The organism is Clostridium sp. (assembly GCF_036642255.1).
In the GTDB taxonomy this organism is placed as follows: Bacteria; Bacillota; Clostridia; order Clostridiales; family Clostridiaceae; genus Clostridium_J.
Window position 1 is genome coordinate 13766 of the sequence record NZ_JAVWDJ010000047.1, and the last position, 13429, is coordinate 27194.

11 protein-coding genes are annotated in these 13429 nt (G+C 30.6%); all 11 read left to right on the top strand.

Features of this window, described 5'->3' with window-relative positions:
• The first annotated feature begins 460 nt into the window (after positions 1–460).
• A complete protein-coding gene (locus RR409_RS17535; RefSeq protein ID WP_332559068.1) occupies positions 461–2719 on the top strand; it encodes a cache domain-containing protein in 2259 nt (752 codons plus the stop codon).
• A gap of 400 nt (positions 2720–3119) precedes the next feature.
• On the top strand, positions 3120–4418 hold the full coding sequence (locus tag RR409_RS17540; RefSeq protein ID WP_332559069.1) for a citrate:proton symporter: 1299 nt from the start codon (positions 3120–3122) through the stop codon (positions 4416–4418).
• A 303-nt stretch (positions 4419–4721) separates the two neighbouring features.
• Entirely contained in the window at positions 4722–5405 is a 684-nt protein-coding gene (locus RR409_RS17545) for a GntR family transcriptional regulator (protein ID WP_332559070.1), read from the top strand.
• A gap of 9 nt (positions 5406–5414) precedes the next feature.
• Positions 5415–6293 carry a triphosphoribosyl-dephospho-CoA synthase CitG gene (citG, locus tag RR409_RS17550; RefSeq protein ID WP_332559071.1) on the top strand — a complete coding sequence of 293 codons (879 nt, stop codon included), beginning with the start codon at positions 5415–5417 and terminating at the stop codon, positions 6291–6293.
• 356 nt (positions 6294–6649) lie between these two features.
• Complete coding sequence (gene citC, locus RR409_RS17555; RefSeq protein ID WP_332559072.1) at positions 6650–7693, top strand: [citrate (pro-3S)-lyase] ligase; 1044 nt, start codon at positions 6650–6652, stop codon at positions 7691–7693.
• A 32-nt stretch (positions 7694–7725) separates the two neighbouring features.
• Complete coding sequence (gene citD / locus RR409_RS17560) at positions 7726–8025, top strand: citrate lyase acyl carrier protein (RefSeq protein WP_332559073.1); 300 nt, start codon at positions 7726–7728, stop codon at positions 8023–8025.
• Positions 8025–8912, top strand: coding sequence for a citrate (pro-3S)-lyase subunit beta (gene citE, locus RR409_RS17565; protein WP_332559074.1), 888 nt, complete (start codon positions 8025–8027; stop codon positions 8910–8912). Before citD ends, citE begins: the two co-directional genes overlap by 1 nt.
• Position 8913: 1 nt before the next feature.
• On the top strand, positions 8914–10449 hold the full coding sequence (gene citF, locus RR409_RS17570) for a citrate lyase subunit alpha (RefSeq protein ID WP_332559075.1): 1536 nt from the start codon (positions 8914–8916) through the stop codon (positions 10447–10449).
• A gap of 301 nt (positions 10450–10750) precedes the next feature.
• Positions 10751–12181 (top strand): oxaloacetate decarboxylase subunit alpha, encoded by a 1431-nt coding sequence (locus RR409_RS17575; RefSeq protein ID WP_332559076.1) that lies wholly within the window; start codon positions 10751–10753, stop codon positions 12179–12181.
• Positions 12182–12214: 33 nt separating this feature from the next.
• Positions 12215–12739 carry a hypothetical protein gene (locus RR409_RS17580; protein ID WP_332559077.1) on the top strand — a complete coding sequence of 175 codons (525 nt, stop codon included), beginning with the start codon at positions 12215–12217 and terminating at the stop codon, positions 12737–12739.
• 151 nt (positions 12740–12890) lie between these two features.
• Positions 12891–13292: a biotin/lipoyl-containing protein gene (locus RR409_RS17585; RefSeq protein ID WP_332559078.1), complete on the top strand. Its 402-nt coding sequence runs from the start codon at positions 12891–12893 to the stop codon at positions 13290–13292.
• Positions 13293–13429 lie beyond the last annotated feature (137 nt).

Here is a 13429-nt window from a genome sequence, read left to right on the forward strand (position 1 = left end):
TATACCACAAAGAAATCAATAAAAATTTGGTTTGAACAAAATTTTGAAGTAAATATCTAATATAATATAAAATATATTGCTACACAAAAGTACATTTGTAGTTTACTTCATTATTAGGTTCGTTCATTCTATAAAAAGAAATTCATATATAATATTAGACTATTAAAGCTTAAAATATGTATTGGTATTTAATTTCAGATTAATTGTTAATATTATTTTTAATTTTGTAGATGTCTGTATATTTCTTTATTGCAAAACCTAGGATATATTTATAAAAAGCGTAAGAAAAATTAAAATTTCATAGTTATTTAATAGATTAATTTTTTTATATATTGGAAATTGTTTTGTGTCTTTTAAAAGTTTTTAAAATGTAAATTCACTAATTTAATTAATTAAGTTCGTTATATTTTAAAATAAGTTTAGGATAATCTATATAATAAGAGAATCGGAGGGGCTACCATTGAATAATTCGTTTATAAATAGATTAAAAGAAAAGAAGTGGTTGAGCAAAAAGGGAGTTTGGGGTGTTACAGGAATAGTATTGGCCATAATTTTAAGTATATTAACTTCCTTTACTTATAGGGAGTATGAAAAAACCATTGTATCTCAACAACAGCAAAACATGTTAGGAATATCTAGATCTATATCTCGAAGTATTGAATTATTTATCAATCACATTGTTGATAGCATGAAAATCATTACGCTAGATGAAGAATTTGTTCAAATGGTAACTAATATTGAAAATGAAAAAGTTATGAAAGTTTATAATGAAAAGCTTAAAGCTTATTATGAAGCAGAGAAAGAATCAATTCATGGAATTTATTTTTTTGATAGCAGTGGAAAAACTATAACTCAGTATCCAAATGATAAAGTAACAACTAAAAATAATCTACAAGCCAATATTGATTATGTTATTGCAAGTAAAAAGCCTTACATAGCCAATCCTTACTTTGATGAGGCAAAGAGAGTATTTATGCTAAATATATATGAACCAGTTTTCCAGGGGAAAACTTTTAAAGGAGTACTGGCTGTAAAAATTAGTCTTGATGTTATTTATGATAAATTAATTAACCCAGTAAAGATAGGAGAAAAAGGCTATGCACTAGTAAAGGATCAGTATGGAATTATAATAATGCATACTGTAAAAGAACAAGTTGGAATGGATGTTATAGAGACAAGAAAACAGGTATATCCAGATTTAGATTTTAAGGAGCTTGAGAACTTAATAAATGATCAACTTACAGGTGAAGAAGGTACAGCTATTTATCATTCTTATTGGTGGGGTGAAAGTTCCCTGAAAAGGGCAAAGAAACTTAATGCATACACCCCTGTTCAACTGGGAGAATATTTTTGGGTGGTTGCATTAACAATGTCCTATGATGAAATACAGGGACCTGTAAATAAGTTTTTAGTTCAAATCATTGGAATTGCAATTTTGGTAACCATTATAATTCTTATTTTCGCCTTAGCCTTAGCGAAAATGAAAAAGAATAAAGAAGAGTTAGAGAAAGAAACGAAATATTTGAAAATGTTAAATGAAGCATCAGAAGAACTAAGAGAAAAAGAATCTGAAATTTATCATTCTCATAAGCTTAAAATGGTGGGAACTCTTGCTGGAGGTATTGCTCATGATATTAATAATTTGCTTACTCCAATACTTGGTTATTCAGAATTACTTATGATGAGATTACCTAAAGACAGTGAATATTATGAGGAAGTTGATGAAATACATAAAGCTTCAGAAAAGGGAAAAGATTTAATTCAGCAAATTTTAGCTTTTAGTAGAAATGACAAGGGAATAGTTAAAGTAGAGCCAATAGATATAAATGAAGTTACTAAAGAGACTATAAAGCTTGTAAAAGCAGTTATACCGAAAAATATAGAAATTAAAGAGTATATCCAAGAGAACTGTGGATACATAAATGCAAGCTTTACACAAATTCATCAAGTTATATTTAATCTGTGCACTAATGCTTATCAGTCAATAAAGAATAAAAAGGGACTTATCGAAATATCATTAAATACTGTACATAGTTCAAAAGTAGATGAACTTAGTAAGTCTTTAAAGAAAGAATTAAACTATGTGAAATTAGTAATTAAAGATAATGGCTGTGGTATGGATGAAGAAACTAAAACGCAAATATTTGACCCTTTTTTCACAACGAAGACCATAGGGGAAGGAACAGGATTAGGACTTTTTGTTGTTCAAAATATTATAAATAAATACGATGGAGCTATAGTAGTAAAAAGTGAAGTAGGAAATGGAAGTTCATTTGAAATTTATTTTCCGTTAATTGATAATGAGCAAATTAAAAGTCAAATCCAGTCTAAAATTAGTCTAATTGGAAAAAAGAAAGTTCTAATTGTTGATGATAATATAAAAGTCCTCAAGGTATTGAAGAAAGGATTAGAGCATCTTGGTTATGATGTAGTAGCAGAAACAGATAGTACAACTGCGTTAAAGGTTTTTCAATCTGATTTAAATAATATAGATTTAGTGATAACCGATTATATGATGCCAAATATTAATGGGTATGAATTTGCATCAATAGTTAAAGAGATGTGTAATAATACACCTATAATACTTATAACTGGCTACGTTGATGAGAATCAAAATGATATAAATCAAAATATAAATATTGACGCCTATCTTCCAAAACCTATAGAACTTAATATTTTATCAGAAATAATAAAAGGTTTATTAATTAAACCTCTTTAAAATGAGAAAATAAATTCAAAGAAAATAAAAATTTTTAAGAGTTTAATTATGAACATAATAAATCCATAGTTAAACTCTTGGAAAATTATTAAATGGATACCTATAATTTTCGGATGAATTTAACAAAATAAAATATTTATCTTTGCTAAGCAGTTAAAAAAATATCAATTTTATACTGGATAATGTTTTGCTAAAAATATACAAAATGATTTTTTAAGATTATTTTAATATTATTTTAATATTACTTTAAGAATTTAAAAAAAATTACAAATATTCAAGAAAAATGTCAAAAAATCTGTTGATATTTAAAAAATAAGTATATATAATGAACTTAATCTAGCTAGAGGTTTTAAGGAAATATGTAAAATCGTTTACAAAATTTACGGAGGTGTAATATTTTATGTTAGCTATATTAGGTTATGGAATTGTAATTACTTTTATGGTTTTAATTATGACAAAACGTATGACAGCATTTACTTCTCTTATAGTAGTACCTATTGTATTTGCTTTATTTGGTGGATTTGGTGCTGATATTGGAAAATTTGCTCTTACAGGTGTTAAAGGTGTAGCACCAACAGCATCCATGTTACTATTTGCAATCCTTTTCTTTGGAATTATGATTAATGTTGGATTATTTGATCCACTAGTTAATGCAATTGTAAAATTCGTAAAAGGCGATCCAGTAAAAGTACTTGTTGGAACAGCAATTTTAGCTGCTGTAGTTTCTGTGGATGGTGATGGTTCAACAACTACTATGATAGTTTGTTCTGCACTACTGCCAGTTTATAAAAAACTTAAAATCAAACCACTTTACTTAGCAACAATAATAATAATGCAAAATTCAATTATGAACCTTTTACCTTGGGGTGGACCAACAGCGCGTATAATGTCCGCTTTAAAAATTGAAGGATCAGATATTTTACGTCCTCTAGTTCCAGGAATGATAATTGCTGTAATCTATGTTATTGGAGTAGCATATTATCTTGGATTAAAAGAACGTAAGAGACTTGGTGTTGTACAAATTACAAATGAAACTTTAGCTGAAATGTCTGCAACATTAAGCGAAGAAGAAATAGCTCTTAAAAGACCAAAACTTATATGGGTTAACTTTATTCTTACTATTTTAGTGATGTATGTATTAATCTCAGGAAAAGTACCTGCTGCAATAATATTTGAAGTAGGTGTGGCATTAGCTCTTATCATAAACTATCCAAAATTAAAAACACAAAGACAACTTATAGAAACTCACGCTGGAAACGCTATACAAGTTATTGTTATGGTACTTGCAGCTGGAATATTCATGGGAATACTTACAGAAACAAAGATGGCAGAAGCCATTGCTCTTCACTTAGCTTCTATAGTGCCTGAATCTTTTGGGTCACACTGGGCTCTAGTTACAGCTATTATTAGTATTCCGGGTACATTCTTATTATCAAATGATGCTTTCTATTTCGGGGTACTACCAGTACTTGCAGAAACTGGAGTGGCATATGGATTTACTCCATTACAGATTGGTATTGCTTCAACTATGGGACAAGCTTTCCACTTATTAAGTCCACTAGTTGCGTTTATATATCTATTACTACAATTAACAGAAGTAGATATGGGGGAATGGCAAAAACATGCGGCAATATGGTCAATAGGTACTTTCATAATTTTCATAGTGGCTGCAGTAGTCACAGGAGTTATGCCTCTATAGAAATATTTAATTAATTAAAGTATGTTTTTCAAAAAAAGTTCCCTTGGGAACTTTTTTTGCTTTCATTATTTCTGAGCTATGAAATATGCATTAAATACTGAAAAATACAAATGAATATGTATACACAATAAAACTGAAAAAATTTTTGCTTGATAACTTAAAGTACTGATAGCATTTATATTTAACCTAAGTGGTATATTGTTTTATATAAGGATAGTTAAAAACTATAGATATTTTTAATTGGGTTGGGTAAAATCTATAATGTATGAGCTTAGCCTTTAAGCAATGGAAAGGAAGATTTTTATGTTAGATTATATGGATGAATTTGTTAAGAATACGAATTTTCATCAAAATAAACCCATAAGAGAAATAGTGTATGAAAGCTTGAAGAACACAATTATTAGTGGAAAAATTCCAGTAGGGGAAAGAATAGTGGAAAAGGAATATGCAGAAAGATTAAATATAAGCAGAACACCAATTAGAGAAGCTCTTAGAGCTCTAGAAGTAGAAGAGCTTGTGGAGTATAAACCTAGACTAGGAGTGGTAGTAAAAAGAATTACAATGGATGATGTATTTGAAATATATAAAATTAGGCAACATCTAGAAGTATTAGCAGCTATAAGCGCTATGGATAATATAACCGAGGATGAAATAAAGGATATTGAAGAATTACTAACTATTACTGAAGAAAAGAATGAACAAGGAGACATCGAGGAAGTAATTAGACTTTTTGGAGTGTTTAATCAAAAAATTTATGAAGCTAGTAGAATGAAAAGACTTACTAGTATGATAAGCAAGCTTAATGAATATCTTCAAAGATTTAGAAATATTTCTATATCTGATAATCAGAGAAGAGAATCAGCGCTAAAGGATCATAGAGAAATTTTAAAAGCAATTGTAGAGAAAAATAAGCTTGAAATTGAAGATATAATCAAAAAACATTTAGAGCATTCACTTGAAGTGGTTGCCACTGAAATTAGAGAGTAGGTCAAATTTATGGACATTAAGGAAAAGGGTGCTCATTATATTGCATCATTAGGGCAAAGAGCTATACTGTATGAAGTAAGTACCACTCCTAAACCAGGACTGGTAGATCGTGAAAATTCAGGGTCCCATAAAGATATGGATTTTTTCACTTTTATGGCAAGTAGTTCAGCATTATATAAAGGAATATATGAGTGTGCTTTAGCGGGGATGAATTTTAAGGAAGTTGATAAGACTAAATTACTTGATAGAATACGACGTCCGGGAATTCAATGTGAAGAAGCTATGTTTAAAGCTACCAATGGAGTGAATACTCATAAAGGAATTATTTTTTCAATTGGTATTTTATCTGCAGTAACAGGGTATCTGTATATGAAGTCGAATAAATTTAAATTTAACATTGACGAAGTTTGCGATGAAGTAAAAGAAGTTTGTAAGGATTTAGCTTATAAAGATTTTCAGCATATTCCTAAGAAAGAAAAATTAACTCATGGAGAATGGTTATTTAAAGAATATGGTTACAAGGGTATAAGAGGAGAAGTAGAAAGTGGGTTTAATACAGTTAGGAATATCGCTATACCGATTTTAACAAAATGGAGTAATAATAAGGATCTTTCTATGAATGATTTATTTTTGCAAATGTTAATGAGCATAATGACCCAAAGTGAAGATACTAATGTTGTTATGCGAGGTGGTGTGGATAGTCTTCAATATGTTAAAGAGGTTTCAAAGGAGTTTTTAACCCAAGGTGGAATATATAATAAAGATGCAAAGGAAAAATTAGAAGAGATAAATGAGGCGTTTGTTGCGAAGAATATAAGCCCAGGGGGAGCTGCAGACTTATTAGCTGTAGGTATTTTTTTAGGTTTATTACAAGGGATTATTCAATAATTAGTATATAATAATTAAAATGTTATGAAGAGTTGATCAAAGCGGTTAATTCTTCATTTTTTTTATTTAATATGTGCAAAAATATATAGTAATAATTTGTCGAAAAACAGGAAAAGTACACAAAAAAACACCAAAAAAACTTGGGTTTGCAAGAATACTGTCATATAATTTAATTAACAAGCATGTATAACCTATAAAGATGTTTAGAAGAATATGATTGACAATATCAGAAATTCATAAACAGATTTCAGGCGCACGTATCCGATATAAAAGTTTATATTGGAATTAAAGTTCCTAAAAATCAGAGGATTATATCAATTTATTCAATATGAATAGAAAGGGAATAAGTGAGGTACATGGATTACGAAATAGTAGAACAAAGGATCTTCTTACAGGATGTAGACGAACAAAGGAAACTAGAAGAGTTTCTCTGTAAAGAAGGGATAAGATTAGATAAAAATTTGGAGTACACTATAGGAATATATTATAACAATAGACTTATAGCTACTGGCTCATTTTTCAGAAATACTTTAAGATGTTTAGCTGTAAATTCAGATTATCAAGGGTTAGGAGTCCTAAACAAGGTTGTATCTCATTTAATAAATGAGCAGTTTAAAAGAGGATACAATCATACTTTTCTCTATACAAAATGTAATACAGCTCAATTTTTTAAAGACTTAGGATTTTATGAAATAGCTAGAGTTAAGAATTTAGCTGTTTTTATGGAAAACAAATATAACGGAATTAAAAATTATACTGAAACTTTAGCGAAAAATAAAGTGAATAGTGATTTAGTTGCTAGTATAGTTATGAATGCTAACCCCTTTACTCTAGGACATTTACATCTTATAGAAAAAGCAGCTAGTGAGAATAATGTAGTTCATGTATTTGTAGTTTCAGAAGAAGCATCAGTAATCCCATTTCGGGTTAGATATAAATTAATTGAAGAAGGTACAAAGCATTTAAAAAATGTTATCCTTCATAGTGGAGAAAATTATGTGATTTCTAGCGCCACCTTCCCATCTTATTTTATTAAAGATGATAAAGCTGTGGTGGAAACTCATGCTAGATTAGACTTAGAAATATTTAAAAAATATATTGTTCCTGCCTTAGGGATTAAAAGACGATATGTAGGTGAAGAGCCTTATTGTGAAGTTACTAAAACCTATAATTCTATAATGAAACAGGTTCTTGAAGAAGATGGGATAGATTGTAACATTGTACCAAGATTAGAATCTGAGAATAAAGCTATAAGTGCTTCAAGAGTTAGAGATTATATTAGAAATAATGATATAGAAGGAATAAAGGACATAGTTCCAAAGGCAACTTACGAATACTTTCTATCTGAAGAAGCAAAACCGATAATAAATAAAATTAAAATAAATTTAGGAAGACATTAGATGTCTAAAATAAAATTGCAGGGGTGAATCACATGGAAATTTTAAAAAGCTCAATGGCTGGAACAGTAGAATCCAGCGATATTCTTATTATGCTTGAACCAAAAGAAGAAAATGGTATTGAAATTCAACTTAAAAGTTCTGTAGAAAAGCAATTTGGAAAACAAATAAAAAGTGTAATAATGGATACCTTAGAAAAATTGCAAGTGAAAAATGTAAGGATTACAGCAACAGATAAGGGAGCCTTAGACTGCACAATTAAAGCGAGAGTGCAAAGCGCTGTTTTCAGAGCTGCTGGGATTAAAGAAAATTATGACTGGGAGGTAATCGACTAATGGAACGTTTGAGAAGAACTATGATGTTTGTTCCTGGAAGTAATCCAAGTATGATAAAGGAAGCATATATTTATGGAGCTGATTCCATAATGTTTGATCTAGAAGATGCAGTGGCAATCACTGAAAAGGATTCCGCAAGATTTTTAGTATATAATGCTATAAAAACAGTAGATTATGGCAACACTGAGCTAGTTGTAAGAATCAATGGATTAGATACACCTTTTGGAAAAGATGATATTGAAGCTGTAGTTAGAGCTGGAGTAGATGTAATTCGACTACCTAAAACTGAGAGAAAAGAAGATATCTTAGATGTTGAAACCATTATTGAAGAAGTTGAGAGAAAAATTGGAAGAGAAATAGGATCAACTAAAATGATGGCCGCAATAGAAAGCCCAATTGGAGTTATAAATGCCTATGAGATAGCATCTGCAAGTAAACGATTAATAGCTATTGCACTTGGAGCCGAAGATTATGTTACAAATATGAAAACTAAAAGATATGCAGATGGATTAGAACTTTTGGGTGCAAGAACCCAAATAATAATTGCTGCAAGAGCTGCTGGGATTTATGCAATTGATACAGTTTATACAGAGGTAGATAATGAAGAGGGCTTTAAAGATGAAGTTGAACTAATAAAACAGTTAGGCTTTGACGGAAAATCTGTGATTAATCCAAGACAAATACCTTTGGTAAATGGTGTTTACACACCTACTCCTGAGGAGATTAAAAAATCAATAGATATAAAAAGAGCGGCTAAAGAAGCAGAAGAGAGAGGCTTAGGAGTTATATCGCTAAATGGTAAAATGATAGATAAGCCAATTGTAGATAGGGCAGATAGAGTACTTCAGTTAGCAACCGCCGTAGGTTTGTATAAGGAGGAAGTTTAAGATGAGAAATATTCTAGGTAGAGAAATTCCAGATGAAATTTTAAAGGGTAGCGAAGTTTATCAAGGAGAATTTACTAAAAGTCATGAGATTATGACAATTGGAAGAAAAGTAACTCCTGTTAAGCCAGAAGATATAAAAGTATTAAAAAATATTGAAGAAGCAATATTGAAGACTGGGCTTAAAGATGGAATGACTATCTCCTTCCACCATCATTTTAGAGAAGGAGATTATATATTAAATATGGTGGTAGACACTATTGCTAAGCTTGGAATAAAGAACTTAACACTAGCATCAAGTTCTTTAGGTAGTGTTCATGCACCAATAATTGAACATATTAAAAGTGGTGTAATCTCAAAAGTTACTACAAGTGGGTTAAGAGGACAGCTTGCTGAAGAAATTTCTAGAGGATTAATGAGTGAGCCGGTAATAGTTAGGTCACATGGGGGAAGAGCAAGGGCTATAGAAGCTGGGGATATAAAAATAGATGTAGCATTTTTGGGAGCACCATCTTCAGATGAGTATGGAAATGCTAGCGGATCAAGAGGTAAGGCTAACTGTGGATCACTAGGATATGCAAAAGTTGATGCAAAATACGCAGATAAAGTAGTAATCATAACAGATTGTTTAGTTGATTTTCCAAATATGCCAGCTAGTATAGATCAAAGAGATGTTGATTATGTAGTTGAGGTGGAAGCAATAGGAAATCCAGCAGGCATCGCATCTGGAGCTACTAGATTCACTAAAAATCCTAAAGAATTACTTATTGCAGAGTACGCTAGTAGAGCAATAGTTGAATCAGGATATTTTAAGGATGGATTCTCATTCCAAACAGGAACAGGTGGATCTACTTTAGCAGTAAGCAGATTTTTAAGAGATGAAATGATAAAGCAAAATATCAAGGCAAGTTTTTCTCTTGGTGGAATTACTAAGCCAATGGTTGAAATGCACGAAGAAGGACTAATTAAAAATATATTTGATGTGCAGGGATTTGATTTAAGTGCTGTAGATTCTATCAGTAAGAATCCTATGCATCATGAAGTTGATGCATCTTTCTATGCCAATCCACATAATAAGGGCTGCATTGCTAATAAGTTAGATGTAGTTGTTTTATCAGCATTAGAAATTGATACAGACTTTAATGTAAATGTTCTGACTGGTTCAGATGGAGTTTTAAGAGGAGCCTCTGGAGGTCATTGTGATACTGCTGCCAGTGCTAAATTAACTATAATAGTTGGACCACTAATTAGGGGAAGAATTCCTACAGTTGTTGATTCAGTAAATACAGTAATAACCCCAGGAGATAGCATTGATTTATTAGTAACAGAACTTGGTATGGCAATTAATCCAAAAAGAACAGATTTAATAGAAATCTTTAAAAATAGTAGCATACCAGTTTATACTATAGAAGCGCTAAAAGACAAGGCAGAGTCCATTGTAGGTGTTCCAGAAAGAATAGAATACTTGGATGAAGTAGTTGCAATAGTAGAATATAGAGATGGAACTATTATAGATGTTGTAAGAAAACTAAAGGAATAGAATAAGACACACTTCTAAGGTGAATAAATCCATTAAAAGAACACCTTCTTATAGTGTAAATTTAATGGATTACCAACCTCAACAAAAAAAGAAAATATAGATAATGATTTCAAATTATAAGACATCATTCAGTATAAATAACATAATTTAAGCACATGTTAGAAAATTTAATTATGAGTAAGGTAGATTCAAATCCGTTAATAATTTAGATTTGCCTTGCTTTAATTTATTGTTTAAAAAGAATTTGATAAAGTAAACTTAGTGAATTTAAAGGGTGCTTTATATTAGGGAGTGACAAATAGTGAACCCAATAAAAATTACAGAAACTGCATTAAGAGATGGACATCAGTCTCTCATTGCAACCAGATTAACAACGGAAGAAATGTTACCTATTTTAGACAAAATGGATAAGGCTGGGTATTATGCTTTAGAAGTTTGGGGCGGTGCAACTTTTGATGCTTGTCTTCGTTTTTTAAATGAAGATCCATGGGAAAGACTAAGGGCTATTAGAAAAGCAGTAAAGAAAACTAAACTTCAAATGTTATTAAGAGGTCAGAATCTTTTAGGGTATAAGCATTATGCAGATGATGTGGTAGAAGCCTTCATTAAAAAATCTGTTGAAAATGGTATAGACATTATCAGAGTTTTTGATGCTTTAAATGATTTAAGAAACTTGGAAACTTCGATAAGAGTTATAAAGGAAGCAGGAGCTCATTGCCAGTGTGCAATAAGCTACACCACAAGTAAGGTTCATAACTTAGATTATTACGTAAAACTTTCAAAGGATATGGAGGATCTAGGAGCAGACTCAATTTGTATTAAGGATATGGCTGGAATATTAACCCCACATGCAGCTTATGAGTTGGTATCAAGACTTAAGGAATCATTAAACATTCCTATAGAATTACATACTCATTGTACAAGTGGAATTGCTTCAATGACATATTTAAAGGCAGTAGAGGCTGGAGTAGATATTATAGATACTGCAATTTCTCCTTTTTCTGAGGGTACTTCACAACCATCTACGGAATCTATGGTAGTTACACTTAAAGAAGGACATAGAGCTCCTAACTTAGATGTAGGTCTATTAAGTGAAATTGCAGATTATTTTAAACCAATAAGGGAAAAGTATAGAGAAAATGGAATATTAAATCCAAAGGTTATGGATGTTGAACCTAAAACACTATCTTACCAAGTACCAGGAGGAATGTTATCTAATCTCCTATCCCAATTGCAAACACAAGGTGCTAGTGATAAATATGAAGAGGTTCTTAAAGAGATTCCAAAAGTAAGAGAAGACTTAGGATTCCCACCACTAGTTACTCCACTTAGTCAGATGGTTGGTACTCAAGCAGTATTCAATATTTTAGCAGGTGAGAGATATAAAATGGTACCAAAAGAAATCAAAGAATATGTAAAAGGTCTTTACGGAGCTTCCCCTGCACCAATCAGTGCTGAAATTAGAGAGAAGATTATAGGAAATGATGAAGTAATAACTAAAAGACCTGCAGATTTACTAGAGCCTGAAATGGAAAAATATAAGGAAGAAATTGGCGAGTTAGCTAATTCCTTAGAAGATGTATTATCCTATGTGTTATTCCCACAAGTTGCTAAGAAATTTTTTGAAAGTAGATTGTTAGGTGGAGCAGTAGCAGTAGATGCAGAAAAAAAATGTGAAGAAAAATCAGTGGATAACCATGAAGAAGTTCACTATATTACTGTAACCATGTAATTCTTGTTTATTATTTAAAGGTGGTGAAATACCATGGGAAATTCTATACTTTCAAAGCTATTTAAATTAATATTTAATAAAAAAGAGAATTTAAAAAATAGAGATGAAAAAAATAGCTTAGAGAAAAATATAAATAAAGTTGATGATTCTAATTATGAAATAGATGAAGAAGATAAACTAGTAGTGGCATTAGCTGCATCTATTATGGCGGGAAAAGATAAGCCAAAATCTCATTTTCATATTTCAAAAATAACTAGAATTGATAATAATAACTTAAGAGCGGCTAAAGAACAAATATCTCATAAAATTGAAGAAGAAGATAAGTTAGTAGTAGCTTTGGCAGCTTCTATCATGGCAGGAAAAGATAAACCAAATTCTTATTTTCATGTATCAAGGATAACTAGAATTGACAATAGGTCAGGAACTGAATTTAATAGAAGTGATTACGAAATTAATGAAGAAGAAAAATTAGTAGTAGCTTTAGGCGCAACAATTTTGGCTGGGCAAGATAAGCCAAATTCTCATTTTCGCATTTCTAAGATATCTAGAATAAGTTAATACTCTTCAAATGAGTATTAAGAGAATCAATATAAGTTAAGATATAGTAACAGGTTAATAAATTATTGAAAATTGAATTATTTAATAACAAAACTACTGGATATAAAAATCAAATTATTTACTGTTGTTGAAAAGGAAGGGATTAAAGTATATGAAGAAATATGTTATAAAATTAAATGGTAAGGTTTATGAAGTAGAAATGGAGGAGGTTACAGGAGAAACAAGTGCTGCCTATGAAAGAATCAATACAGCACCCCAAAATACAGTAACTGAAAATCCTGTTGTGCAAAGCGCTCCACAAAATAAAGTTGTACAAAACAATGCTCCACAAAATGCAGAAGGAGAAGCTCTTGATGCTCCTATGCCAGGTAATATCCTTAATGTAGCTGTAAAAGTTGGAGACACAGTTAAGAAAGGACAATTATTAATTGTACTAGAAGCAATGAAGATGGAAAATGAAATAGTTTCTCCTAAAGATGGAGTTATTACTTCAGTTGGTGTTACAAAAGGACAAACAATAAATGCAGGAGATACTCTTGTTAAAATTGCATAATAATTTCTTAAAATAAAGTATATTTAAATGCAAAACATACACAAAAGTCAGGCATTTAATATAATGCTTAGACATATTACATAGGAGGCATATTTTATGGATTTTTTACTAAGAGGAGTAACCTCTATAACAATTCA

What these genes read in the sequence shown, in the direction of transcription:
- citE (WP_332559074.1), top strand. Translation starts at nt 8,025, where the DNA reads ATGGAACGTTTGAGAAGAACTATGATGTTTGTTCCTGGAAGTAATCCA.
- citG (WP_332559071.1), top strand. Translation starts at nt 5,415, where the DNA reads ATGGACATTAAGGAAAAGGGTGCTCATTATATTGCATCATTAGGGCAA.
- citD (WP_332559073.1), top strand. Translation starts at nt 7,726, where the DNA reads ATGGAAATTTTAAAAAGCTCAATGGCTGGAACAGTAGAATCCAGCGAT.
- RR409_RS17580 (WP_332559077.1), top strand. Translation starts at nt 12,215, where the DNA reads ATGGGAAATTCTATACTTTCAAAGCTATTTAAATTAATATTTAATAAA.
- RR409_RS17585 (WP_332559078.1), top strand. Translation starts at nt 12,891, where the DNA reads ATGAAGAAATATGTTATAAAATTAAATGGTAAGGTTTATGAAGTAGAA.
- RR409_RS17545 (WP_332559070.1), top strand. Translation starts at nt 4,722, where the DNA reads ATGTTAGATTATATGGATGAATTTGTTAAGAATACGAATTTTCATCAA.
- citF (WP_332559075.1), top strand. Translation starts at nt 8,914, where the DNA reads ATGAGAAATATTCTAGGTAGAGAAATTCCAGATGAAATTTTAAAGGGT.
- RR409_RS17540 (WP_332559069.1), top strand. Translation starts at nt 3,120, where the DNA reads ATGTTAGCTATATTAGGTTATGGAATTGTAATTACTTTTATGGTTTTA.
- citC (WP_332559072.1), top strand. Translation starts at nt 6,650, where the DNA reads ATGGATTACGAAATAGTAGAACAAAGGATCTTCTTACAGGATGTAGAC.